This is a genomic window from Paenibacillus sp. JT22N15 (assembly GCF_059383755.1).
This window is the reverse complement of the sequence record NZ_JBXENV010000005.1, coordinates 51,392-76,747: the sequence shown is the minus strand read 5'-3', so window position 1 is coordinate 76,747 and position 25,356 is coordinate 51,392. Positions and strand designations below refer to the sequence as shown.

General features: G+C 46.1%; 26 protein-coding genes and 1 pseudogene. 6 read left to right on the top strand and 21 right to left on the bottom strand.

Annotation, left to right across the window (positions count from 1 at the left end; all coding sequences use genetic code 11):
* Positions 1 to 107: 107 nt before the first annotated feature.
* On the top strand, positions 108 to 1,397 hold the full coding sequence (locus AC50X8_RS11035; protein ID WP_494879771.1) for an SGNH/GDSL hydrolase family protein: 1,290 nt from the start codon (positions 108 to 110) through the stop codon (positions 1,395 to 1,397).
* Between the two features lie 128 nt (positions 1,398 to 1,525).
* Here AC50X8_RS11035 and kapB read toward each other — a convergent pair whose 3' ends face one another.
* Positions 1,526 to 1,912, bottom strand: a complete 387-nt coding sequence (gene kapB, locus AC50X8_RS11030; protein WP_494879767.1) for a kinase-associated lipoprotein KapB — start codon at positions 1,910 to 1,912, stop codon at positions 1,526 to 1,528.
* Positions 1,913 to 2,211: 299 nt separating this feature from the next.
* Here kapB and AC50X8_RS11025 point away from each other — a divergent pair, with 299 nt between their 5' ends.
* The 3 genes from AC50X8_RS11025 to AC50X8_RS11015 are packed head-to-tail and all read left to right on the top strand — an operon-like array spanning position 2,212 to position 6,005.
* The gene (locus tag AC50X8_RS11025; RefSeq protein ID WP_056034172.1) at positions 2,212 to 3,327 is read left to right on the top strand and encodes an MGDG synthase family glycosyltransferase; all 1,116 of its coding nucleotides are present in this window, start codon (positions 2,212 to 2,214) and stop codon (positions 3,325 to 3,327) included.
* A 49-nt stretch (positions 3,328 to 3,376) separates the two neighbouring features.
* The gene (locus tag AC50X8_RS11020) at positions 3,377 to 4,792 is read left to right on the top strand and encodes an NAD-dependent malic enzyme (RefSeq protein ID WP_056034175.1); all 1,416 of its coding nucleotides are present in this window, start codon (positions 3,377 to 3,379) and stop codon (positions 4,790 to 4,792) included.
* Positions 4,793 to 4,817: 25 nt separating this feature from the next.
* Positions 4,818 to 6,005, top strand: a complete 1,188-nt coding sequence (locus AC50X8_RS11015; RefSeq protein ID WP_494879765.1) for an acyltransferase — start codon at positions 4,818 to 4,820, stop codon at positions 6,003 to 6,005.
* A gap of 115 nt (positions 6,006 to 6,120) precedes the next feature.
* Here the strand turns inward: AC50X8_RS11015 and AC50X8_RS11010 are convergent, their stop codons facing one another.
* The 7 genes from AC50X8_RS11010 to AC50X8_RS10980 form a co-directional block, all read right to left on the bottom strand.
* Positions 6,121 to 7,143, bottom strand: coding sequence for a C40 family peptidase (locus tag AC50X8_RS11010; RefSeq protein ID WP_494879763.1), 1,023 nt, complete (start codon positions 7,141 to 7,143; stop codon positions 6,121 to 6,123).
* A gap of 341 nt (positions 7,144 to 7,484) precedes the next feature.
* Positions 7,485 to 8,384 carry a cation diffusion facilitator family transporter gene (locus AC50X8_RS11005; RefSeq protein WP_056034179.1) on the bottom strand — a complete coding sequence of 300 codons (900 nt, stop codon included), beginning with the start codon at positions 8,382 to 8,384 and terminating at the stop codon, positions 7,485 to 7,487.
* A 172-nt stretch (positions 8,385 to 8,556) separates the two neighbouring features.
* A complete protein-coding gene (locus tag AC50X8_RS11000; RefSeq protein ID WP_494859479.1) occupies positions 8,557 to 8,883 on the bottom strand; it encodes an L-rhamnose mutarotase in 327 nt (108 codons plus the stop codon).
* Positions 8,884 to 8,914: 31 nt separating this feature from the next.
* Positions 8,915 to 9,967: a rhamnose ABC transporter substrate-binding protein gene (rhaS, locus tag AC50X8_RS10995; RefSeq protein WP_494879761.1), complete on the bottom strand. Its 1,053-nt coding sequence runs from the start codon at positions 9,965 to 9,967 to the stop codon at positions 8,915 to 8,917.
* Positions 9,968 to 10,109: 142 nt separating this feature from the next.
* On the bottom strand, positions 10,110 to 11,102 hold the full coding sequence (locus AC50X8_RS10990; RefSeq protein WP_056034188.1) for an ABC transporter permease: 993 nt from the start codon (positions 11,100 to 11,102) through the stop codon (positions 10,110 to 10,112).
* Between the two features lie 2 nt (positions 11,103 to 11,104).
* Entirely contained in the window at positions 11,105 to 12,244 is a 1,140-nt protein-coding gene (locus AC50X8_RS10985) for an ABC transporter permease (RefSeq protein ID WP_494879758.1), read from the bottom strand.
* Positions 12,245 to 12,249: 5 nt separating this feature from the next.
* Entirely contained in the window at positions 12,250 to 13,764 is a 1,515-nt protein-coding gene (locus AC50X8_RS10980) for a sugar ABC transporter ATP-binding protein (protein ID WP_494879756.1), read from the bottom strand.
* A 271-nt stretch (positions 13,765 to 14,035) separates the two neighbouring features.
* Here AC50X8_RS10980 and AC50X8_RS10975 point away from each other — a divergent pair, with 271 nt between their 5' ends.
* The gene (locus tag AC50X8_RS10975) at positions 14,036 to 15,190 is read left to right on the top strand and encodes a DUF6688 domain-containing protein (protein WP_494879754.1); all 1,155 of its coding nucleotides are present in this window, start codon (positions 14,036 to 14,038) and stop codon (positions 15,188 to 15,190) included.
* 115 nt (positions 15,191 to 15,305) lie between these two features.
* Here AC50X8_RS10975 and AC50X8_RS10970 read toward each other — a convergent pair whose 3' ends face one another.
* Positions 15,306 to 15,992 (bottom strand): immunity 22 family protein, encoded by a 687-nt coding sequence (locus AC50X8_RS10970; RefSeq protein ID WP_494879752.1) that lies wholly within the window; start codon positions 15,990 to 15,992, stop codon positions 15,306 to 15,308.
* A gap of 121 nt (positions 15,993 to 16,113) precedes the next feature.
* On the bottom strand, positions 16,114 to 16,281 hold the full coding sequence (locus AC50X8_RS10965) for a hypothetical protein (RefSeq protein WP_155973073.1): 168 nt from the start codon (positions 16,279 to 16,281) through the stop codon (positions 16,114 to 16,116).
* A 174-nt stretch (positions 16,282 to 16,455) separates the two neighbouring features.
* Between AC50X8_RS10965 and AC50X8_RS10960 the strand changes: the two genes are divergently transcribed.
* Positions 16,456 to 17,952 (top strand): alpha/beta hydrolase family protein, encoded by a 1,497-nt coding sequence (locus AC50X8_RS10960; RefSeq protein WP_494879750.1) that lies wholly within the window; start codon positions 16,456 to 16,458, stop codon positions 17,950 to 17,952.
* 306 nt (positions 17,953 to 18,258) lie between these two features.
* Here the strand turns inward: AC50X8_RS10960 and AC50X8_RS10955 are convergent.
* From AC50X8_RS10955 to AC50X8_RS10905, 11 genes and pseudogenes are all read right to left on the bottom strand, one after another.
* Positions 18,259 to 18,447: pseudogene (locus AC50X8_RS10955) on the bottom strand (IS66 family transposase); the annotation flags it as partial.
* A gap of 409 nt (positions 18,448 to 18,856) precedes the next feature.
* On the bottom strand, positions 18,857 to 19,870 hold the full coding sequence (locus AC50X8_RS10950) for an ABC transporter substrate-binding protein (protein ID WP_494879748.1): 1,014 nt from the start codon (positions 19,868 to 19,870) through the stop codon (positions 18,857 to 18,859).
* A 110-nt stretch (positions 19,871 to 19,980) separates the two neighbouring features.
* Positions 19,981 to 20,979: a helix-turn-helix domain-containing protein gene (locus tag AC50X8_RS10945; RefSeq protein WP_056034205.1), complete on the bottom strand. Its 999-nt coding sequence runs from the start codon at positions 20,977 to 20,979 to the stop codon at positions 19,981 to 19,983.
* 214 nt (positions 20,980 to 21,193) lie between these two features.
* Positions 21,194 to 21,946: a barstar family protein gene (locus AC50X8_RS10940; RefSeq protein WP_494879740.1), complete on the bottom strand. Its 753-nt coding sequence runs from the start codon at positions 21,944 to 21,946 to the stop codon at positions 21,194 to 21,196.
* Between the two features lie 172 nt (positions 21,947 to 22,118).
* Positions 22,119 to 22,538, bottom strand: coding sequence for an SMI1/KNR4 family protein (locus tag AC50X8_RS10935; protein WP_494879738.1), 420 nt, complete (start codon positions 22,536 to 22,538; stop codon positions 22,119 to 22,121).
* An 86-nt stretch (positions 22,539 to 22,624) separates the two neighbouring features.
* Positions 22,625 to 22,978, bottom strand: coding sequence for a hypothetical protein (locus AC50X8_RS10930; protein ID WP_494879996.1), 354 nt, complete (start codon positions 22,976 to 22,978; stop codon positions 22,625 to 22,627).
* Positions 22,979 to 23,087: 109 nt separating this feature from the next.
* The gene (locus tag AC50X8_RS10925; RefSeq protein WP_494879736.1) at positions 23,088 to 23,537 is read right to left on the bottom strand and encodes a hypothetical protein; all 450 of its coding nucleotides are present in this window, start codon (positions 23,535 to 23,537) and stop codon (positions 23,088 to 23,090) included.
* A gap of 31 nt (positions 23,538 to 23,568) precedes the next feature.
* Positions 23,569 to 23,772 (bottom strand): hypothetical protein, encoded by a 204-nt coding sequence (locus AC50X8_RS10920; protein WP_494879734.1) that lies wholly within the window; start codon positions 23,770 to 23,772, stop codon positions 23,569 to 23,571.
* Between the two features lie 140 nt (positions 23,773 to 23,912).
* Positions 23,913 to 24,215 carry a pre-toxin TG domain-containing protein gene (locus AC50X8_RS10915; RefSeq protein ID WP_056034217.1) on the bottom strand — a complete coding sequence of 101 codons (303 nt, stop codon included), beginning with the start codon at positions 24,213 to 24,215 and terminating at the stop codon, positions 23,913 to 23,915.
* Positions 24,216 to 24,428: 213 nt separating this feature from the next.
* Positions 24,429 to 24,686, bottom strand: a complete 258-nt coding sequence (locus AC50X8_RS10910; RefSeq protein ID WP_056034219.1) for an Imm32 family immunity protein — start codon at positions 24,684 to 24,686, stop codon at positions 24,429 to 24,431.
* A gap of 1 nt (position 24,687) precedes the next feature.
* A complete protein-coding gene (locus AC50X8_RS10905; protein ID WP_056034223.1) occupies positions 24,688 to 25,296 on the bottom strand; it encodes a polymorphic toxin-type HINT domain-containing protein in 609 nt (202 codons plus the stop codon).
* Positions 25,297 to 25,356: the final 60 nt, after the last annotated feature.

Genomic DNA, 25,356 nt, shown 5'->3' with positions numbered 1-25,356 from the left:
TTGGGAGCAGAACGGCAATGTTCGTGTTCTTACTGCAAACTTTATACACAATTATGCAAATGAATGAAAACCCGCTGCTACTATTTTATCAAAAGGAAGTGTCTATGTTGTCTGGAAAGTGGAGGAAAGTGTCGTTTCTATTTATAATTATCGGTTTATTGGTGGCTTCACCTGGCTGGAAAACAGCTGCCGCTGCAGAAGAAGCTGCGGCTGCAACCTATCAAATTGTTGCGCTTGGAGATTCACTTACGGCCGGCTATGAGTATGGCTTTGATGCAAAATCTGTGCCCTATGGCTATGTGGAGCATGTATATGAGCAGGCCTTGTTCCAGGGGCTTCGCGCGGAATATGTCAATTATGGCCTGCTTGGGCTGACGTCAACAGGCTTTAGCCACTTACTTGGAGCGGTTAAAGATGGCAAAAGCGTCTCTGTGAGCGATGTGCAGCCTAGCCTGAAAGATCCGCGTGCCACTAGCATTATTGGCGATACTGCAAAAATCGGAGGCAGCATCCGCGGTGCCGATCTGATCGTCATGACGATTGGCGGCAATGATCTGCTTGGTGTAGCTGCACAAATCACTTCCACAACGACAGATGAGGAGAAGGCACAGCTGCTGCAAGCCTCATTGACTCAATATGAAACGGGACTGACTGCAGGACTGCAGGCGGTAACGTCACTCGCGCCAAAAGCAAAACTCGTGATCGCCGATCAATATATGCCGATTCCGGCAACGATTACGGTTGGCAGCCTAAGCTTTCCTCTGCCTCCAGATGCAGCACGCCTGCGCGAATTTGAATTACAGGCGCTGAGCCAGCTAAACGAAAAGCTAAAAACGATTGTTGCCGCTATAAAAGCGGAAGGCATCGATATTTCCATCACTGAGGTCAGCAAGCCTTTTGTCGGCAAGGAGCTGGAATATACGTCAATCTCCAACAGCGATGTCCACCCGACTCGCCTTGGGTACGCTGCTATGGGTCACACTTATTCTACCACAATATGGAATAAATATTTGAATGTTCGCACTCGCCCAGCGAATGTGCCCGTTTCGGTAGTTGTGCGCGGCAAGGAACTGCCCGCTGCATCCCCTGCCACGATGAAGAGCAATCGCACCTTCGTACCGATGCGCGACATTACAAATGCCATTGGAGCGAAGCTTGACTGGAACAAAACGACCCAAACGGCAACCGTTTCCTACAATAAACATACGGTAGCGTTTACGATTGGATCGTCAACTATACTCGTCGATGGCGTGAAGAAAAAACTGAACAGTCCTGCCGCTTATTTGCAAAAGAACGGCAAAGAGCAAAAAACCTATTTGCCGCTAGCGGTCCTCTCCGAGGAACTTGGCTTGCAGGTTACCTACCGCAGTACACTTCAAGCTGCCTTCATCAACTAGCTTCAAGCTAGGAAAGCAAGAAGGCGCAAGACTACTCATAAATGAAACAAATGGCAGCCGTCCTAAGTGAACGACTGCCATTTGTTTTATCCGATTGGCGCAGCCCAATCCAGAGGCTCCATCAACGGCTACTTGTATTGCTTTCCAAGCTGCTCAAGCAAAGCAAGCCCCTGCTCGGACCAGCGCTTTAACCGGTCAAGCGTAGCCACTTCGGCTGCCAAAGCCGCATGCAGCGATTCGCGGTAATCCGGCACATGGCCGCTAAAGGTCTGCAGCTGGCGCAGCGGAATCATCGTCTTCTCTGTATAGGCCAGCGCCGGCCGCTCATGAAATAGCGGTACATCCGGCTCATACGGATGGTGCAGGTCCCCTTGCTGTGGATGCTTAAGGACAGCCAGCACCTTGAACAAGGCACGGGGCCCATGCAATTCCATTACTTCTCCTACATATAGTCCCGATCTTACTTCCGCTTTTACAATGGCTCCGACTTCAAACGCGCTCCTTACTTCTTCCATTAAGCATGCCTCCTACTTGAATGCCCATTATAAGTGTAATACTTATAACTGCTTATATTTTAAATGAAACGATCCTAATGAATAATCTGCTTCCGGTTAATGCCATTCTAATCATAAAGGACAATAGCGCCGGCAGGCAAGCTCTGAACCCCGCTGCTTGCGACAGGTAGCTGCATCAGCATATTGAGCAAGCTACTAAAGAACGCAACAGGTGCGGCCACTTGCATTTTAATAACCTGGAATGACTTGTGTTCCCAACCTTGGCGACGTATTATGGAATTAGAAAAGTAGGTGACATTATGCGTAAGAAAAGAGTGCTGCTGCTCTCCGAGGGCTTTGGCTCGGGACATACGCAAGCCGCATATGCTTTAGCGGCGGGACTGCGCCAAATTAACCCCGAGATTCAAACCCGCGTTATCGAGCTGGGCAAATTTCTTAATCCGGTTGTCGGGCCATGGATTATGTCTGCTTATCGCAAAACCGTAAGCAAACAGCCAAAAATGGTCGGCCTGATGTATCGCAGCAATTACAAGAAATCGCTTAACCGCTTTACGCAGCTTGCTCTTCATCGCATGTTCTATACACAAACGTCGCAGGTTATTTCCCAGTTGAAGCCGGATCTTATCGTATGTACGCATCCTGTTCCCAATGCAGTCGTAGGCAGGCTAAAGCGTCTTGGACTACATATTCCGCTTTACACGCTTATTACCGATTACGATGCTCATGGCGCATGGGTCAATCCGGAAGTCAGCAAATACCTGGTATCTACCCCGCTTGTGAGAAACAAGCTGATGGAGCGCGGCGTAATACCCATGAAGATAGAAGTGACCGGCATTCCGGTACATCCGAACTTCTGGACAACCTACGACAAGCAGGAGCTGCTGCAAAAGTTCAACTTAAAGCCGATGCCTACCGTGCTTATAATGGGTGGCGGGTGGGGATTGATGTATGAAGACAATCTCCTTGAATATATGACCAAGTGGCGCGACAACATACAGTTGATATTCTGCGTAGGCAGCAATGAGAAGGTAAGGGAAAAAATGCTTTCGAGCACGAAGTTTCAGCATCCGAACATTCAAGTGCTCGGGTTTACGAACGAGATCAGCAAGCTGATGGACATTGCCGATCTTCTCGTGACGAAGCCTGGCGGGATGACCTGTACCGAAGGCATGAGCAAAGGAATGCCAATGCTCTTCTATGAACCGATTCCGGGACAGGAAGAAGAAAACTGCGAATATTTTATCCGCAATGGCTTTGGTGAAATGCTTGATTCTGCTGCAATGGTAGATAAGTGGTTTGCCATGATTCAGGAACCGTATACCTCAGGCCAATTCCGAGAAAGCTTGCTAACGAAGCGCAACCAACAATACGACCCGAAGAGCTGCCCGAATGCCGTCCTGCGTTTAATGCAGTGACGGCGTTTTTGTCAGACTCATCGGCCAATCGATAAGGAGTGGAAAGCGAATGAAGGAACGCAGCATGGACGGTAAAACGATTATTTTACGGGTGGAAATCGATATTCAGCAAGCACAGTTCGGCAAGGCCGCGACGGCTATTGAGACTGCTGGCGGCGATATTATAGCGATTGACGTCATTCATACCGATAAAACAACGACCGTACGGGACTTGACCGTAAAGATGACCGAAGCAGGCACAGCCGATCGTATTTCCTCGGCTCTTGGCACGCTGCCCGGCATCCGCCTTCAGCACATTTCCGATCGCACCTTTCTGCTCCACCTTGGTGGCAAAATTACGGTTCAGCCAAAAACGCCGATACAGAACCGCGACGATCTCTCGCGCGTTTATACGCCAGACGTCGCAAGAGTATGCCAAGCGATTGAACAAGATCCGTCCAAAGCATTTACACTAACGATTAAACGCAATACCGTCGCTGTCGTCTCTGATGGCAGTGCCGTGCTCGGGCTTGGCAATATCGGGCCATATGCGGCAATGCCTGTCATGGAGGGCAAGGCGATGCTGTTCAAGCAATTCGCAGACGTTGATGCGTTTCCCATTTGCCTCGATACCCAAGATACGGAACAGATTATTCAAGCCGTCAAACAATTAGCGCCGGGTTTCGGCGGCATTAATCTAGAAGATATTTCCGCTCCGCGCTGCTTTGAGATCGAACGCCGATTGCGTGAAGAGCTTGATATCCCTGTGTTTCACGATGATCAGCACGGTACAGCCGTCGTCCTGTTCGCCGCTATGCTGAATGCGCTCAAGCTGACGGGCCGAAACATTTCTAATACCCGCTTCGTTATATGTGGTATTGGAGCAGCAGGTACGGCTTGCACCAAGATGCTGCTTGCCGGCGGCGCAAAACATATTATTGGAGTCGACCGTGAAGGGATTTTAACCGCTGACCGCCATTATGACAATGGCATGTGGCAGTGGTACGCCGAACATACAAATACCGAGAAGAAGGCGGGCCATTTGTCCGAAGCGCTTGCTGGCGCAGATGTATTTATTGGCGTATCAGCGGGCGGGATTTTGACCAGAGCGCATATTGAATCGATGAATGCAGAGCCGATCGTATTTGCTATGGCGAATCCCGAGCCTGAAATTCGTCCAGAGCTGGTCGAGGATATCGTTGCTGTGTTTGCAACAGGCCGATCCGACTATCCGAATCAAATTAACAACGTGCTGTGCTTTCCGGGCATTTTCCGCGGGGCACTCGATAGCCGTGCAACTACCGTCAATGAAGAAATGAAGCTGGCTGCCGCCGAAGCGATTGCTTCTGTCATTAGCGATGACGAGCTCAGCCCGATGTATATTATCCCAAGCGTTTTCAATGCAAAAGTCGTCGAAGAGGTGCGAAAACGCGTCATCCATGCTGCTATCGAAAGCGGTGTAGCTCGCAGACATCCGCGCGAATAGCCTCACAGAAAGGAAGAAATGCTACATGTCTACAGCATCCTTGCAGCGCCGGGAAGCGATTCCCGAGCTGCAAATTGTTCGTGCAATGGCCATTTTAGGCGTATTGTCGGTCCACTCGACCTCCTACGCTACGCTGAAAATGGTCAATTCCGGCTACTATTTCTTATATAACTTTTTTAATATATTTATGAAGTTCGGCACACCGACCTTTATTTTTCTAAGCAGCTTTGTGCTATTTTACAATTATTATACGAGGCCGCTGGACGCCAAGCTGATTGGCTCCTTTTATAAACGCAGAGCGCTTTATATCATTATTCCTTATTTGGTTTTTTCCATTATTTATTTCACCCTGCTGCATTACAACTACTATCCAAACAGGCCGCTTGATCAAACGCTAAGCAGCTTCTGGGACAAGGTGCTGACGGGCAACGCCTATACGCATTTGTATTTTGTATTTATCAGCATCCAGTTTTATTTGCTTCTTCCGTTGTTTCTATGGCTGCTGAAAAAGTTCCCGGCTCTAGTCAAATGGGCGATACCAGCTGGCTTTGCCATTCAATGGGCATTCGTTCTCATTAATAAATACGCGCTGACGACGCCGATACCGAATAAGGGCAGCTATTCGCTATCCTACTTCTCCTACTATTTGATGGGGGCAGCAATTGGTATCTATTTTCCGAAAATCAAGCATTGGATCATTATAAACAAACAAAATGCGAGCAAAACGCGAGTTGCCGCATGGCTTGCATTATGGTGCCTATGGCTTGCCGCTGGGCTATGGCATGTAAGCATTTGGTATGATACGAGACTTAAAATCGATAACTACCACTCGCTGCTGTATGAGTTTTTATGGAATATGCATACTTTCTTCTCGGCGCTCGTGCTGCTGCAGCTTGGCTTTCTGCTTTACCGCAAGGCAGCGCCTTGGCTAGTTTCGCTGCTTTCTAAGCTTGGCGCTTTATCGTTCGGCATTTACTTGGTTCACCCGTTCATCCTGTTCTACTACCGCGAATATCCACCTGTGACAGGCAATTCCTTGCTGCTGCACAGCTGGTATGTGGGCGGCTATGTAGCTGCGCTCGTCGGCTCTTGGATTATCGTTTCATTAGCCGCACGGTTTTTGCCTTTCTCCTGGGTGCTGTTCGGCAATTTGCCCAAACCAGGGAAACGGAGGCAAACGCCAATCGCGCCGCAGAAAGACTTTACAGCTTAACCTCAAGCTTGCTCATTGAGCAGCCTCCAGCATCATTGTCGCTTTGCGATGAATGCTGGAGGCTGTCTTTTTTTATAGCAGATGTTTCAAAATTGGTGGTTGTCCCTTGACCGGCCTACAGCGCGCTGCCTCCATACAGGAATCGATATTCCCAATGGGTGCCTGCTATGCTGCTTATCGTTACGCCGCCAGCCTCATTGGAATATGTATGCAAAATTTTGCCGTCTCCTAAATAAATGCCGTCATGCGTAATCGTTGCTGATGCTTTGTTCGTGCCAGCATAGGCAGAAGCTTTACTTCCTTTATAAGACATGAAAAACATAAGATCGCCACGCTTCAGCTGACGCCAGTCCGACACCGCTTTCCCTCGCTGCGCCACATACTCCCCTTGCCCCCTCGAATCAGCCGGCAGCTTAATGCCTACCCCATCCAGAAAAGCTTGCCTTACAAAATCCGAGCAATCAAATGTGGATGTCGTGCTGCGGCTTGAGCCGTATTCATAAGGCGTACCTAAATATTTAAGCCCCGCCGCAATGACGCTCTCCACAGAACCGGTCGAAGGAGCTGTAGTGCCAGGCGATCCACCTGAGCTGCCTGAACCGCTGCCGCTGCTTCCGTTGCCGCCTGATGAAACGTTTCCTGAGACGCTAATATATTGGGATTGCGAGCTGACATAGCCAGCTTGTCCAGAAGAATCTTTAATTTTATACCAACTGCCGTTTGGCTGGGATACAATCGCTACCTGCTCACCAGCCTGCAAAAACCGGATTCGGCTAGCCGACAGAGAAGCGCCCGTCCGAAAGGCTACCGACTTTTGAATCGTACCTGTTGTCGTGTTCGGAGTCGATACGGAGGACACGGAGAAATAGGAAGGCGAAGCATAGCCTGTCCGTCCAGAAGAATCCTGCAGCTTATACCAATACGCATTGGAAGCATCCAGAATCGTTACCTGTTCTCCTTTTTTAAGCATGCGAATAACGGGAGCCGATGCCGCTGGTGCGCTGCGGAAGTTCACGCCTGCATCTACGGTTGCGCTCTGAGCAGCCATCACTGTGGGAATTGAAGCCGAGACAGAACCCAGCAATAGGGATGCAGTGAAAGCGGCGGTGATCATCCTTTTTTTCATGGTGTGTTTCAAGCTGTACGCCTCCTTGGTTGTTTGAAAATAAATAAATGGTGCTTCAACCATTGTAGGGTCGCCATCTTGCCGCCAGCATCAACCTTTTATCCTATTTGCCAATTTGCCAAATTGGTAAATTGGAAGCATTAAAAATTCGCATTAAAAAACGAAGAGGCCTTCGCATTTGCGAATGGCCCCTTCATATAAAGCGCTGCAGCTACTGCTGTTACTCACTTTATTGCTTTTTTAACCCAAGTCAGAAAACAAGACTTTAGTCGCGATAATCAACCGAGACTAAAGGACTAGTTAAATTGGTTTATTTTACCTTGGGAACAATTACATCCCTTTTATTCGACATCTCACTCGACATTTGGCTCGCGTTGCGCAGGCTCCAGCTCATGAGGCTCCACATGGACATGCACACTCATAATATTATGCTTGCGCTCCATGCGATGCTCAATATTATCACAAATGATATGGCTTTCGATTAGCGTGAGCTCTGGATCCACCTGTACAATGACGTCAACCAGCACGTTGCTGCCATGAACGCGGGCTTTAATATCCTTAATGGATTTCACCCCTTTCGTACGTTCAATCGTCGCTCTAAGCGTCGTCAGCTCCTTCTCATCGAAGCCGTCCGTCAGCGCATGGGTCGAGCTGTAGAAAATTTCCCAAGCCGTCTTGCAAATGATAAGACCGACCGCAATTGCCGCTACTGGATCAAGCCAAGGCAGGCCGAACTGCGCGCCGATAATGCCAATCGCTGCTCCCGTACTGACGAGCGCATCGGATAAATTATCTTTTGACGCCGCCATCAGCGCCTGATTGTTGATCCGCTTGGCCAGCCGCCGATTGTAATAATAGACGCTCAGCATGACGACCGCAGAAAATAAAGCGATCCACGCCGAGCTAAGCGCTGGAGCAGCCTCCGCATCTGACCAAAGTGCTCCGACCGCTGTAATCAGTACTTGAATGCCGACCGTTGCCATAATAAAGGACGCAATCAGCGCGGCAATCGTCTCTGCCCGAAAATGTCCATACGGATGATCTTTATCCGGCGGCTTCTGTGAAATTCGCAAACCGATAAGTACCGCAAGCGATGCCACGATATCCGTTAAATTGTTAAAGCCATCCGCAACGAGCGCTCCAGAAGCAAAATAATAGCCGCCTCCAAGCTTTAGTGCGGTAAGCGTCAAATAGGTGGCAATGCTAAGCCAAGCACCCTTCTCGCCCTGCTTAATTTTTTCATACTGATCCAAAGCGTCCTTACCTCATTTCCTAATGATCTCCAAGTAAAGGTATCATACCCGACTAAACCAGAGTGGGTCTAGAGAAACAGTGTTGACCTTATGCGTACTTTTATGCAGCAGGGCAACACTTTACCTTGAAAATCGCATAACGGCAAGGGCTGAGGCGGATCGCTTTAAAACGCTATTTCAGAAAAAAAATTTCGCGAAACGGTTTTATCGGCTCGGCTTGCTCCAAATGAAATGATCCTTGAACCATTTTGGACGTAAGGGCATTCCAGCGGTTGCAAGCATCGCTTTTTGCAATATAGGCGAAGGCCGCTGCCACATCATCGCACTCAAAGCAATAGAAAAACTGCGTGCCATTTTGAAAAATAGAATAGTTGGAGATGCCGGCACTGCGATGCTCTTCCATAATTTCCGGCCACGGATCAAGATGCATCCGGACATATTCCTCCAAGCATTCCTCCTTCACCTGCCAGCTCCAGGCATATTTATTGCTGAGTGCCATGATGCTTCCTCCTTTTTAACCCGGCCCTGTTTTAGTAGACTTCCTTCCACTCTGCAATGTTTGCAGCATCAAATTTGAATGGATCGCCGAGCATAATTTGCGTGCCTCCGACGTCAACGATCACTTCTTTATCACCGAGGCGTCCTGCTGTAAACTTGTCGCCTACCTCGCCTTTAATGGTGCCATTCACTAGTGCGTCAGCCGCATAGCCGGACAAGTAGCCCACATCAAGCGGATTCCACAAGTACATCCATTCACTCACGCCGCTTTCAATATATTCCGCCATTTCGCTTGGTAGGCCCAGGCCCGTCAAATGAACTTTGCCCGTCAGTCCTTTATCGGTAAGCACTTTGCCTGCAGCAGCAATCCCTACTGTCGTTGGCGCAATGATTCCTTTCAGATCTGGATATGATTTGAGCAGCGCCTCTGTTTCCGATACGCTTTTGTCCCGCAGATCGTCGCCATAAGCGACCTTCACTAGCTCGATGTCTTTATATTTCGGGTCCTCCAGCTCTTTCTTCATCCATTCGATCCATGTGTTCTGGTTCGTCGCCTGCGAAGTTGCACTGAGAACTGCAATTTGCCCTTTACCGCCGATCATATCGGAAATGGCCTGTATCTGCACACGCCCAATACGCTCAGGGTCTGCTTGGTTAATGTGCACCATCCGGCTTTCCCCATTAACTGCGGAATCAAGCGACAGCACCTTGATGCCTTGATCCATCGCTTTTTTCAGTGCAGGCTGCAAGGCGTCGGGATCATTGCCGACGATGGCGATAGACGCAACCTTTTGCGAAATGAGCTCCTCGATCATTTGAATTTGCGCTTCAGCAGTCGGCTGATCCGGCGCCTTCAAAATCGCCTCATGCCCCAGCTCCTCAATCGCCTGCTTAAAGCCTTCCATTTCTTTCTCGCCATACGGGTTGCCCGTATTTTTAAAGATGATGGCAAATTTCTTCTTGCCGCCGCTCGCACCGGTATCGCCGCTGGACTCCCCTGCTGGCTTGCTTCCCGAAGTGCTGCATGCAGCTAAAACCGTTAACATCATGATTACTGTCAAAAATGTCGCTAAAACCTTTCTCATCTGTATTGCCTCCCTTTTATCATTTGTATATAAAAAGCTGCATCTTTCCCGGATGAGCCGGGCAGGCTGCCGCAAACGAAACGCTTTTCTCTCTCTGCTGCCCGCTCCTGTTAAAAATGCAGCCGTTTACCGTGCATTGCGCTTAGCGGCTTGGCTTCTTTGCAGGAGAAGACAGCTTAAGCTTCGGCAGCATAACCGCTACGATGAGCAGCAGACCGAGAATAATAAGCAGCATTTGCGCAGGCACATTGACGAGCCCAAGGCCGTAGCGCAGGAAGCCGATCAGGAACACGGCCAAAATCGCGCCAATCATTCGCCCTTTGCCGCCCGCTGTGCTAATGCCGCCAAGAACAACCATCGCAATAACATCCAGCTCATAGCCTGTCGCTACATTCGGTCTCGTGCTGCCCATGCGCGAGGTGAGAAACAGCGCCGTAACTGCCGCCATCAAGCCCGCCAAGGTGAAGACGATAATTTTCATCCGATCGACGCGAATACCCGAGAAGCGGCTCGCTGTCAAATTGTTGCCCATCGCATAGATGCGCCGCCCGAAGGTCGTGCGATGCAGCAGCACGATGAACGCCGCCGCGAATACGGCGAATACAATGAGAATAAAGGGAACCGGGCCAACGTAGCCCCAGCCAAGAAAGCTGAACCACTCTGGAAACTTGCCTGCCGCTTGATCCTCCAGCAAAATATAAGCGATGCCGCGATAAATAATCATCGTTGCCAGCGTCACGATAACCGAGGAAAGCTCCTTGAACTTGACGATTAACAGGCCGTTAATAAAGCCGCATACGACGCCGACGCCAAGGCAAATCAGCATTGCCAGCGGCATGGGAACGCCCGAGTTATATAAGTCCGCCATGATGACGGAGGATAACGCAACAATCGATGCTACAGAAATATCAATGTCCCCAAGAATGATGATAAGCACCATCGGCAGAACGATAAACGCTTTATCAAGAAACGTCATCGTCGCATCCCGCAGGCTGTCAAAGCTCCAATAATACTCGGACAAATTCATATTCATAATGTTTACGGCAATAAATATCAGCACCAGCATCCATTCCCATTGCATAAAAAAGCGCTTCCATGAAAAGGCCCGGCTGCCCGAAATGACTCGTGTTTCCATCGTTAAATGTTCCTCCTCATGAGGTTATTGCGGTCAACGCCCCGTTTAACGAGCGCATTCGTAATAACGGCGATCAATATAATCGAGCCTTGAATGCCCGTCTGCCAAAAAGGCGATACATTAATAAGCGGCAGCGCATTATTAAGAATGCCGAGCAAGATCGAGCCAAGGATAACACCGGAAACTTTGCCCGAGCCGCCCGCAATGCTCACGCCGCCGAGTACACAGGCCGCAATTACGCTTAGCTCATATCCCATAGCTGTGTCGCCTTGCGCAGAAGCGAACTTGGATACCCATAGCACACCGGCTAGACCAGATAAACCGCCCATAATCGAATAAACGAGCCATAAAATGCGATCATTGCGGATGCCGCTGATTTTCGCCGATTCCGGATTGCTGCCCACCGCGTAAATCTGTCTGCCGGTACGGGTGTGATTGATGAAATAATAAAATACGATGTAAATGACGACCGCAATGACGATCAGCGTATTGATGCCGAAAATCGAGCCTGTTGCAATCGCTTTGAAGCTGACCGGCATTTGATGGGCGCTTACCCATTTGCCGCCGCTGGCCATAAAGGTCAGCCCGCGGAACACGTTCATCATGCCGAGTGTGGCGATAATCGGGAGAATGCCCATTTTTGCAATGAGAAACCCGAGTACGACGCCGCACACTAGTCCGACAGCCGTTCCAAGCATAATCGCAATAAGCGGATTGACCTCCGGGAACGCATTTACCGTCAGTGCAGCAATCATACCCGACAGCGCAAGCGTCGCTCCAATTGACAGGTCAATGCCTCTTGTAATGATGACGAGCATCATGCCTGCCGCCAAAATGCTCAAAATCGCCGTATTCGTAATCATGTCGTTCATATTTTCCAGCGTTAGAAAGCTTGGATTGCGCAGCTGCACGATAAGTGACAGCACAATAATAAACCCCAGCAATCCCAGCTCGCGAAACTTCGCGACCACAGCGCTCAGCGACTGCTTCTCTGCTGGCTTGTTTACTAGCCCCTTGGCAGCCATTTTTGTCTCGGCCATTGCCGTCCCACCCTTTTCGTTCATAATGGAATATTCCCCGTTCAAAAATAACGCTTGCGAATCGTCCCGTCTTAGCAGCAGACTGTTCTTGCTATAGCTCACCACCGCTACGCTAGCACAACACCCGGGCTGCGACTTTCCATCGCCGCCTGCAAAATATTTTCCTGCGTCACCTCATCCTTGCCGAGCATCGCCGTCATTCGGCCTTCGCGCATAACGGCGACCCGGTCGCACATCCCGATGATTTCCGGCATTTCCGAGGAAATCATAATGATGCCGTAGCCTTGCCCCGCCAAGGTGCTAATAATTTCATAAATGGCTGATTTCGCCCCAACATCTACACCTTTCGTCGGCTCGTCGAGTATGAGAATATCAAGATCAGCCGTCAGCAGCTTGGCAAATACAACCTTCTGCTGGTTGCCGCCAGATAGCGAGCTGACCAGATTGTAAATGCTTGGCGCCTTGACGTTCATTTTTTGCGCCAGCCTGACTGCTTCCGCCTCTTCCTTCCCCGTATCAAGCGAGCCTTTGCTGACGAAGCGATCCAATGCGGGCAGCGTGATATTGCGTGAAATTTCCCAGTCCAGCACCAGCCCCTGCTTCTGCCGATCCTCCGGCAAGTAGCCAATGCCAAGCTTCATCGCCTGCTGCGGATTATCTACTCGCACCGGCTCGCCCTTCACGAACACATTCCCTTTGTCATACGCTTCAATGCCGAACAGGCTTTGAAATACCTCTGTGCGTCCTGCGCCTACAAGTCCGGTAAAGCCTAATATTTCTCCGCGCCGCAGCGAAAAAGAAATATCCGCAAAATAGCCTGTTCTGCCCAGCCCCTCTGCACGGAGCACTTCCTCCCCCAGCTTTGCCTCCGTCTTCGGAAACAGCTGGGTAATTTCCCGGCCTACCATGGCGACGATTAAATCTTTATTGTCAATTTCATCGACCTGCCAGCTGCCGATATATTTGCCATCGCGGAACACCGTCACCTTGCTCGCCAGTCGATACATATCCTCGAAGCGATGGGAGATGAAAATAATCGAAGCTCCCCGATCGCGAAGCCGCTCCGTAATTCGGTACAGCTCCTCGCTCTCCCGCTTCGTGAGCGCCGCTGTCGGCTCATCCATAATGATGATTTTCGCATCGGCGGATAGCGCTTTCGCAATTTCGACGATTTGCTGCTCCGCTACGCTGAGCGAGCCCATCAGTGTACGCGGGCTGAATTTTGCGCCAAGGTCATCCAACAGCTTTTGCGCTTCCTTGTGCATCTCGCTCCAGCGGATGCGGCGCGTGCCTTTTTGCACCTTTTCATGCCCCATAAAAATATTTTCCGTCACGCTAAGATCCGGATAACAGGTGACATGCTGGTAAATCGCAGCGATGCCGAGGCGCTTCGCGTCATTCGGGTTTTGAAACTTCACCTTCTGCCCATTCACGTACATCTCACCTTCATCGGGCGCGTGCACGCCGGTAATGATTTTAATGAAGGTCGATTTGCCTGCTCCATTTTCACCCATTAGCGCATGAATTTCGCCGGGTCTCAACTGGAACAAAACATCGCTCAGCGCTTTAACGCCGGGAAAGATTTTTGTAATCGCTTTCAATTCCAAAACATATGGCTCCATCGGCTTGCTCCTATTCATCAGCTTATTTAAAGCAAACATGAAATAGCTTTTTTGTGACGCTTTAGATGTTTATTTACTTTCTTTTGTGATTATTCATGTTCGTTGATTTATCATTTCGACATGTTGTGCGCGATTCCTTTTTTTGAAATCGGTTTTTTCGGAAAAAATTTTTGAGTTCGCTAGACCGAAATTGGGTAAATATGAGAGGATATAAGGATGAGATTGCGAGACTGCCCGGCGTTACATCACCGTTGTCCGCATAATTTAAGGAGTGAACCGCTTGATTTTGTATCTATTTTTAATTATTGCCTTCTTTCTTTTCCCAATCAGCTCCATTGCTCTCATGATTCGCAGCTGGATTATAGATGAGCGTACATCCGTTAAAAAGGTGCATGTAAAAATAATGGAGCTGCTGTCCTTCATCGCAATGGTAGTGTTTCTATGTGCAGGCTTTCTTCTAAACGACCACGGTGTAGCAGGTGGGTTGCCGCTGCATCAATTGGAACGGACATTACACTTTCGGGATGCGTACGCTACCCTTTCCAATGATTATGTTGTGACCATTATTTGCAGCATGATTTTGAGCGCCTTCGCTTACTGGGGGTTGAAAAGTAACAGAGGAGCATTGTCACCGCTTCTATACACAGCAGCATCTGTCCTCTTAATTGCCAATGTTATATTTGCTATCGTTTATTTTTCGCATACTGGCTTCGGCCATTACGGCGATGATTCCGCTGGAGCCACTCCTATTATTTTGCTGCATTTAGGCTTCGCTTGCTTAATCGGTTTGTATGCAGCTGAGCTTAAGCATTCCGCCAATGCGTTTATGCACAGCGCCCAGCAAGAAGAGATTGTGTACAGCAGCAAATGGCTGCGGTTCATGGACTATTTTCGCCAAAAATATTACCGGCTGCCGCTGCTCTGGTCGATTGCATTTTTCCCTGTCATGCTAATCGTCCAGCTGCCGCTTGTCCTGTTCGGACAGCGTCCAGATAGCTTCATCCGTGTATTTCTCGAAACGAGCAGCTTTCATTATTCGCAATTGCCAGCCCCTCCGCCGATTCTCGTGCCGGGAGACGGTCATTATTTATGCACCGTTTCGGTGAGGGGGCATCGTAAAATCGTCAAGCCGCTGCGTGCCGGGCTTCGGCACGGCAACAGAATCGTCGTCAACCGCCAGCTGCTGGTTGCGAATGCTTTTGAAAATATTATTGAAGAGTACGCGCCACGAACGCACAAAATCATCCGCCGCTGCTATGACAAATACGGCTATCCGCTCAGTAAGCACATCAATCAGCCGTGGTCTGCCGATGTCGTTTACTTGCTGATGAAGCCGCTGGAATGGATTTTTCTCGCCGTATTGTATACGGTCGATCGAAACCCAGAAAATCGTATTCATCGGCAATACAGCGAGCTGAGGAAATAGCCTTTTGGCAATAAAAAGAGCAATGAAAAAGAGAGATTAGCTTTGCTTAAAAAAGCAGGCTGATCTCTCTTTTTTTTAAAACGAATAGGTTGGATTCATTGGACATATGCTGTCATTATGCCTGGTACGGCACACTTCCAATAAACTCCAGCTGTGTGGATGTATCTTGATAGCTCCCCCGTTCGCCACCATACTCGAAATTGTACAGAATAATGACGATATTAAATTCATCCAAAGTCATACCTTTTAGCAAAGCGGCAAACTTCGGAATCAATTCCTCCTCATAGGAGAAGCCTGCTAGCAAATTCGCTGCATCGCCACCTCGATCTTCCTCTGCGAAAAATTCAGCTTCCCTGAAATCATCGTCATACCACTCGATGCCAAAATGCCCCGCGAAGACAGAAGGAACCGAATCTCCATCATCGGTATAATTAATTTCAAGCAGAACATCGAGCTGCTCCTCCGAGCCCAGCTTCCCCAGCCATAATGAAGCATAACCTGCTTTTTCCGTGACAGTCCCTCCTGTAGCTTCTCGATAATATTTTCTTCTTTGAAATCCATAAGCACTTCTTCCCTCCTCATCCTTCAAATCATGAATGATTAAAGCATTTGTTAAAGATAAAGTTGTTGATTTTTGTAATGTGAGATCATAAACATTATGATATCTAATTTTAACTCTGAATGGCTCTTTTGTTTCTAAAACAATTACATAGAAAAATATATCAAGGGTCCCAATGTAATCATCCTCATAATCGAGTTCAACCTCGTACTCCATTTTAACAAATAGTTGTTGTACACCCACGAACCATGAGCATTTAGCTTGTCAGTTATTATTTCATGATTTTTTATAGGGTAAGCGTCAAATAGCCCCCACCTGTTCAAATAGATGAGGGCTAAGTTATGCTGAATTATGATTTAACAAGTTAGCGGAAGTGATGCTGACCGAGGTAACAGCTTGTCCAAAGCTCCTGGATCGTCGCCGGAAAACCAATCGATTGATCTGGTTCATCCTTCGCAAGCGGCCATGGAGCAAATCGCGCAGAGATTGTATGCTGCGATTTCCGTTCATCCTCACCATTCCGAAACCGCACAGCGAAACAACCCCGGCCGAAAGACAGGAATCCGCACATTACATGCCGTTTTCTGCGCCATCGTCGCGCAACCTTACAAGAGTGTAAGGCAATTGTCATCTAGATCAATGGCATCAACCTATCTGCTCCTCTATACTAATCCATTGATAGGACTATTTTTAAGGGGGAGTTGGCGTGAGGTTTTTTGAAATGCTGTTATTCTTTTCAAGTGCTTGTTTGTTGGCACTCCTGTTCATTTTCAATCAACGTATCCGAAGATCAGCTTTGCTCCTGACAAGCGGAGCAGGCTCCATTTTTTTAGTGATACATTTGCTTGTCGAAGGATACAGGGTTCAGCTTTTATTTTTATACGGATTTACGATCCTGATGCTTATGCTTTCGCTTATAGACGTTTTCATAACGCCGAAAGTCGTTCGGACTGCCTCGCGAATCCGTAGGGTGCTGGGCCGCCTTTTTATCGTGATTGGGCTAATCGCAACGGTGTGCTTCCTCTATGTGTTTCCCGTATTCGACTTTCCGGCGCCAACCGGCGAGTTGAAGGTAGGCACGCAAGTCTTTCATTTCATCGATCCAAGCCGGGAGGAGACATTTGGCAAAACCGCGACAGGCAAGAGGGAATTGATGGTTCAGGTATGGTATCCGGCTGGCACCGGCAAGTACGCTCCCTTTATTCCCGATACCCAGATTTTACGTTATATGGCCGCGAACTATGGCCTTCCCGGGTTTACTTTTCAACACCTGAAGTACGTATCCAGTCATGCTTATTCGGGGGCCGAAGTCTCTTCGGCACAGACTTCATACCCGCTGATCCTTGCGAATCCCGGCAATGGCTCTTCCAGGTTCCTCCACACGTCGCAAGCCGAAAATCTCGCGAGTCACGGATATATCGTGGCAGTGATCGACCACACCTACAATACATTTGCAACCGAGTTTCCGGACGGTCGAATCACGACCAGCACAACCAACGACTTATTCTCGCCCGACCATGATTACCGGACGAGTAGAGGAAATCGCGACAAGTTGGGAAAAGTTCTAACCGACGATGTGGCGTTTGCGCTGGACCAATTCGAGCTCATCCAATCGGGGCAGATTCCAAGTCATCTAAAAGGGAGGATTGATCTCGGTCATGTCGGGGTATTCGGTCATTCCATCGGCGGAGCGACGGCCTATGACGCTTCTTACGATCCGCGAATCGCGGTTGGAATAGACCTTGATGGAGGGCTTTATCGATTGCGTGACAGAGAGGGTCTGCGAAAGCCGTTTTTGTTCATCAACTCGGAAAGCTATTCTGAAAAATTAAAAATGGTGATGGATAACCGGGTCTACACGGATGCAGAGCTTAACCGTATGGGCTCAACAAGAGAGTGGGAGGATCAAGTAACGGAAGATAAAAAGTTGGAGCTTGAACGGATGCGCGAAACGGTCGACGAAGGGGGACAAGTCCTCTATATCGAAAATACGGAGCATTTGAATTTTGCCGACGTACAGTTCATTTCTCCGATTTTCAAAATGCTGGGCATTACAGGAAAGATTGCGCCCGAAAGAGCGAACTCCGTTATCAATGCCTATATGCTGGATTTCTTCGATATGCATCTGAAAAATCAAGGCGGAATCTTAATGAAAGGACCGGATAGCCGCTTTCCGGAGGTGAAGTTCTTAACCTCACTATAAATTACGGAACAGGCTACCGATTTTGATATGCTCTCCTTCAAGTAAACAGGTTTAATAAATAAACCGCTACTTGAAGGGGAGTTTTCCTTTGTCTAAGAAGAACGAATACAATGCGATTGAGAAACTAGCCATCATACAGGAGTTAAAAGCAGGGCAGAGCAGCCGTGTGGAAGTAGCAAAAAAAACATAACATCAGCGTTACCACCTTTAGCAAAGGGCGATCTACCAATCATCAGGAACGAATAGACATTGTTCTTTACTGTCATGCCCACGATCATGACTACGGGAAGACAGCGGAACAGTATCATTCGCAAATAACCAGTTCTTTCTCCCGATTACGAATGGCTTGATCGAGCGCTTACTGCGATTATTATCGATCTCGAGCGGACCATCCTTCAGGAAGGAAGTCAATTTCCCCCACTGATTCAGGCTGTACGCAATCGCTTTTCCAAACAGACTCTTCAGCAGTGTTTGAGAGCGCTGTTGCTTGAGCCATATTAGAGAAGGAGAAACGCTGCCAGGTGGATCTACAGTGGCAAGAGGTACAAACTATACGGGGGAAGTCTTTGGATCTGGAATAGCTGAGGATGATACACGCTTTATTTTGTACAGCCAATATTTCAATTGTTCGACAGAACAATGATTTGCGGAGCACTAAGCTTTCATCGTGAGGCCACTTGCCCGATAGGCAGCGATACGTGTGTGCCAATCTTGTCTGCGTTGTTCTTTGGCATTCATGAGTTACCCTCCGTATTCAGGTTAATCTCATGATCTCATAGCTAGGTTAGTAGTTGAAGGGGTGGAGAGTTTGACGCTTACGTATTAGGAAGCGTGCAAAAAGGGTGCCCCGGCCATATATCGGCTTCAGGCACCCTCTTTTTGCTATCTAGATTGTAATATCATTTTATTTTAGTATATCGTTTGCAATTTGTTCAAGCAGTGCTTGTTTTCCTAGTGCGGTAAAAGCCTCATTATAATTCTGTCTCGTAGAAAGATGATAGACTTGAGATTCCTTTACAGCTTTTAATCCGCTCCAAATCTTGCTGTCCTTAAGCACATTTTCTTCACTCTCTGACATAAGAATAATGTGATCCGGGTTTAAAGTGGACAATCCTTCAATACTTGTAACTTTGCCTCCCCATTTGTCCGGATCCGGAATACCCGGTGCTTTGGGCAGCTTCAAGTCGGAGTAAATAATATCAGCAACTCCAGTTGTGGAATAGATTCGCACTTCCTTTGCTGTTGCTTCAATGATGGCAAAAGTCTCATCAGGAATAGCCTTATTAATCTCGTCATGCAGTTGTGCAGCCCGAGCATCGTACTCTTTCAGCCATGCATACATTTCATCCTTTTTATCAAGCACATCCGCCACGAACGCAAATCGTTCCCGGAAAGAGCTGAAATTATAGGGCACTAATACTGTAGGAGCAATTTGGGAGAGTTTATCATAGATCGGTGCCTGAGGGGGACCTGCCAAAATAAGATCAGGAGCCGCCTCCATAATGATTTCTGGATTGGTCTCCGTATTGTACCACCCTGTGTTTAAAGTTTTGCTATCCAGCTTCGCCTGCACAATAGGGGTAAAGAGCGAGGGATCAGCCATATCTGTATTTCCGCTAGCAATCGGCTGGAAACCTAAAACCAGCAGTTCCTCTGTTGCTCCTGCAATATCCACAATTCGTTGCGGATTAGCGGGAATCGTTATCTGCTCCCCCCTTGCGTCAGTAACAATGCGTGTTGCAGAGCCCTCACCCTGTTGTGACACGGACGGTGAAGCAGAAGCGGAGGCTGTTGGTTGCTGTTGCTGAGTATCTGCAGCCTGCTGATTGCCTGTTGCTGAGCCCGAACTACTGCACCCAGCCATTAGCAAGATCATGACAATTGAAGTTAGTTGCACAAAAAAGGATTTCCTTAACACAAATATGCCCCTCTCGAATGATAATCATTTTCAATCACCGATTAAGCATATATCGACAACCGCAGACAAGCTACCAGCCGACGGAGAAAATAACGGTTTAACGGATTTTTTCAGGGCTTTATCACGATGTGTTGCTTATGCCGTTCCCTCCTTACGTCCGACGGAGAGCAGTCAAAAGATTTACGAAACACTTCAGCAAAATGGCTGAAGTTGCTGTAGCCCACAATTTGCGCGGTCTGGCTAACACTCATATTTTCAAAACGCAGCAAGCTCCAAGCTTTTTCCATCCGTTTATCCCGCAAATAGGAAAATACACTTTTACCAAATTGCTCTTTAAATCCGATTTTCAGCTTAAAATCATTTACCCCGCACATCCGCGAAAGCTCGATCAACGAAGGGGGATCAGCCATATGTGATAGTAGAAGCTCTTCCGCTTTCTTGATTTTATCGCGATCACTTCTAGAGAGTCGGCTCGGTCTATATTTTTGGTCTCGTTCAAATAATAAAGATTCAAAATATAAAGAGAACAATTCCAAGGCCTTACTCTCGACATACATTCTGCGCATGGATGAGCTACTAGGGAAATTACGCAACTGGTTGAGAATCTGCAACGTTTCCGGACCTATACTTGTTCGAAACATTCGGAAACTACGGGTTCCTAAAATGTCTGCAAAACTTGTTTTCGTTCTCCCTCCCACTTCCTGCATATAGCTATCGAACAAGAACAGAGGGATACCGATGGCCATTGTCTGCAACTTCGACTGACTTCCATAATCGAACGATACCTGAAAATCTTTCATAAATTGCAGTGTGCAGCAGTTCGGTTCTAATTCATAGGCTGAATCCGAGACACATACCTCTGCATTTCCTTGAAAACAAAAACTAAGCTCTACCATCGCCGCGTTGGATTGAAAACTTACAATACGCCGTTTATTAAAATTTAAATTTGATTCAATGCATTCAATGCCAGAATGGGTAATGAGACGGTTTATTTTTCCTTCTCCAATCACTGAATCGAGCCGTATTTCATCCATTTTTTCATCGTAACGTTGTGGTGAGGATAAGACATTAAAATAACGATTAATGATGCCATGATGTTCAGCTCTCATAATAAACCCCGTGTGGTCGCGCCCTGACCGTCAAACAGTCTGGAAAAATTGTGAATGATCGAGTTTGCCTTTATAAATAATTCATTTTGGATGGGTACAACAATAAGCTCTGTTATTGAAAAATTCATGTTAGCTCCTTTCTTCGATTGCAATTCATATATAGTTAAATTTTTGGAATATGCCGCAGTCTGTTTTTTAACTATATCAGACGAAATTAATTACAGACTAATGCTACATTTCTTACAGAAAATACTTCCTTTAATTGTTGAACAAAACTGATATCTTTCTTCCACTTACTATTAACATTAAGCAGATAAATAACAAATGGTGGCGCTGCACCGAAACCTCCACAAAGACAATCCTCAAGACTTTTAATATCATAACCATAGTAACCACCTGGGCCGTTAATAGCCTCACCAAGTGCACAGAAGAAATCAGAAGAATTTGTTACATTGGCTGTATCAATATAGTACTTTCCATTTTGTTGATCTTGAGAATTATGGCTTGTTTTGTAATGTAATCGGGCAACTTCTATCCATCCTATTCGCTGTTCTTTTGATAACGTTGTCCATACGTTTTTTTCTGTAAGTGATGATCTTCGCATCTCCCAAATCGCTAAATCTTCTTCCGCTGCCACTTGTAACAATTCCCCAATTAATTCAAGCTCAATCCTACACTCACTAAACTCGGACCTGAAATAATATTGAGGCTCTTTTAAAATTAAATAGTAAGATCCTATTGGGATCCCCTCATTATTTAGTATAGTGAGATATAAATTATTTATATATGTTTTTTTCTTGCAATATTCCTTAAACTCATCATTATATCGAAAATTTTTCAGAATTATTTTATGAAAAGCCTCACTATCCATTTTCTCAATACAGTTTCCAGTCAGGCCAATAAGTTCAGAAGAGTTTCCAATAATTAAGTCACTCTCAGCATCTATTAAAGAAAATTTATTAAACATATAGCCTCCATACGCTTTGACTTATTTCTTCCCACCTTCTAGATACAATGGGCCTGGAAATAGTCTAGATATCCTTTAGTCATGATTTAATGCAAATTCAAGCGAGCCATCCACTCCCTTGCTCTTCTGTCTCTCAAAGATACTGAGGAGACTGCCTCCTTAGGGCAGAGAACTAATAGAATTTGCAGATCAACTCACTAAATGAATTACAAACATGCACTTCTTCTATTCCACTATCTGAATTAGACTTACATAAAGATACCGAAGGTATACTGCCTGCCCGATAATCGAAGCAAAAAAGATGCTCATCCGCCCCAAGCCCGAATGGTACTAAGCCAGATCGAATATGTTTTTTCACTGAATTATATTTCTCAAGAATATCGAATTCATCAAATGCCAAGAACGTCAATAAGCAAATAAATTGCATACTACCTTTTCCATCCACCATAATATTTGAAGGAGATGGACTGCCACCTTGATATTTGATTGCATAATTCAGATAGTCTTGAGGAAAATGTATGGCTAATCTCTCCTCAACCATTTTAACATTTTCAATATCAGCTTCATCATAATCTGTTGTCCAAGTGACCATTAAGAATCCACTCCAACCGTTATAAAATCCGTTAATTCTATAATCATTTTCTTCAGTTAATATCGTTTATAGATCATTCGGCTTTGTTATTCGAAATCAATCATTTCATCTATTGCATCTTTAAACCAATCCCAAAATGTAATATATGACTTGCGCTGTTCGTAACCAGGGGATGAAAAATCATGAACAATCTGTACTTCTTCATTTTTTCCCACTTCAAAACAAGCAATATCATCATTATCAATCCTCCGGGCGAAGGGGATTAATAATCTATTTGGATATCTCTCTTGCAATCCCTTCAATCTTTGAAGAACTTGATCCTCATTCATTACATTCCATATATCAAACTCCACTAAATTAAGTCTAACTGTCTTTAAAAAAGCATCTGGATATTTAAAATCCTTTGGCAGTTGAGTAGCATTTGGTAATTTTATTTGCATGATATAGTTACCATCCCATCCAGTAATATTTGCTCCCAAAGATACATAGTTCCAAACGAATAAGAATACAAACTTCTATGTCCTTGTAAACGCTCCAAAAAATTCATCATCAGCTACTTGCCCATATTGAATGTCTTGGTAATGAGCTGCTACAGTTAGGGCAATTAACTCTTGGTGTTTTATGAGCCTCATCCAATGCCTCCCATCTATCCGGACAACCATAATACAGCTCTGGAATTGTCGGGTTTGCAATAACTCCGAACCAATTACACTCTTGGCATTGCACATTCTCAATTTGCACTCTTTGTAGTTTGTTATTCATGTTGAATAATAAACAAAACATCCACCTGTTCTGATCCCCTAATGGATAGAATGCAAGAGAAAACAAAGTATATTTTTGCACGAAATTCATCATGTTAAAAACCATGTCTAATGCACCAATCCTCTGCCCCTCAATAACAGGATTGTTTACCAGAAGTTTAAAAGCTTTTTTATCTAAAATATATATTAGTTGATTATCAATCTGTTGCTGAGCAATTAACTCATTATTTAGGTTCACTTTGGAGTAAAACCTCCTATACCAAATTTAATTAAGAACTCATTTTCTGTAGACCCCGGTATTGTTTGAGGTAGTAACTGGGATTTCGGGATTTAGCCTCGTATACTTTTCCATCATTTGCAAAATACTTGGCAATCTTCTCATCAGTAGTGACAGACATCAATGTCCTATCCATTTTAAAGGCTTTTGGCAAATCTGTGCCGAATGCACCATGAGCTTGAATATAATCATTCATATTGTTGTACCATATTTTGAGCCATTCATCATGTATAGCTTTGGAAGCTGTGTATGCATTATCTAAACTACCAGTTTCACTATATGCTATTCGGGTGGCGTCACTTAATAAATGTCCTGTTTCATCATATATTAAATTCTCTAAATAGTTATCTGTCCCCGATATACTGTAACTAGTTCATCCGCTTCACCAAAAATATTCTTCAGCTTCGAACCCGCCAAAATGACACCCTTGGTACCATACTTACCCGCATGCTTCAGACCCGGAATCGGAATAATGCTCAATGTTGCTCCGATTCCTTCGCCCCAACGATCTCCCGCCGAGAGATGTTCGCCAGTAATATAATTGTTACCCGTAAATGCCTGCTGGAAGCCTTTCACCGTGCTTACCCATGGCACGAGATCAGCTAGGCAGCTTCCGCCTTGCATGTTTGCCGCACCCATCACTAGCCATTGAACAATTGGAAAAAAGCTACATCCGCTTGATTTCCGGAAACAGCCTTAGTCCTTGCTATTTTTCAGTGACTAATAAATAAGGGCATGACCATCGGATAAATCTACATCTTTTTTAATTCCCACTATAAGGACACCTTAGCCTAGATACTTTTTCTAAAATCCAATCTATGAGTACAAGTTAACAATCGAGCCCTTTCATCATTAAATTTTTTCAATTATTAACTCACAAGAACCGTCTTCCAGAGAATTAAGATCATCGTAATGCATATGATTTCCTGACGGAACTTCTGGTTGTGCAAGGGTTAGTAACTGCCTAGCTAAGGATCGTAGACCTGCTTCATTCGCTTTAATGGTAATAATGCTACCTTCAATTGAAGACTCGATTGTAAAGTTGTCGTCCCAAACAAACTTTATACCTTCTTCTTTCCGATAATTTGGTATGTTAATTTCAATATTCACATTATTCCTCCAGATAAATATGCAGATTTTGAACAACCATCATTTTCCGTGGCTTACTAGGATTAAGAGCAAGGGTTTCAAAGTTCATATGCGGCCCTCCACCATGTTTGCCTAGAATATCTGTATCCCCCATTCTAACAACACGTATACCATCTTCGGACATAAGACGTCCATTCCCCAAATCTTTATAACCTTTTTCTAAAAACTCTTCAGCTGCTGATAACACATCATTCGTTTTCATTTTCATTCCATCTATAAGTGTGTAGCTAGCAGTTTTAACAAATTCGCAAGTTCCGCCACCAGTATTATGCACCCATATCCCAAAATCACTAACAAAATAGGTATGGAACTCATCCACCGTCATATTGAAAACAGTAGCCTGCCTATGTTCCAATACAATGCGATCTATCTTGAGTGTATTGCCATCGCTCTGAACAAGCAAGTCTCCAACTTTTAAGTCTTTGACAAACGTCCACCCTTTACCTTCTACATAGAACGGATGGTTAAAGAGCAATAGCATTCCAACTGCATCATACGCATAGACGGTTTTTTGTCCCTCCGTATCAATTACGGATAGGAGACGGCCCTGATTTTCGTACGCATACGTCACCTATTTATGTCAACTGGTCGTCACCAAATTGTTCGTTCACAATAACTATCGCGGCAAGTA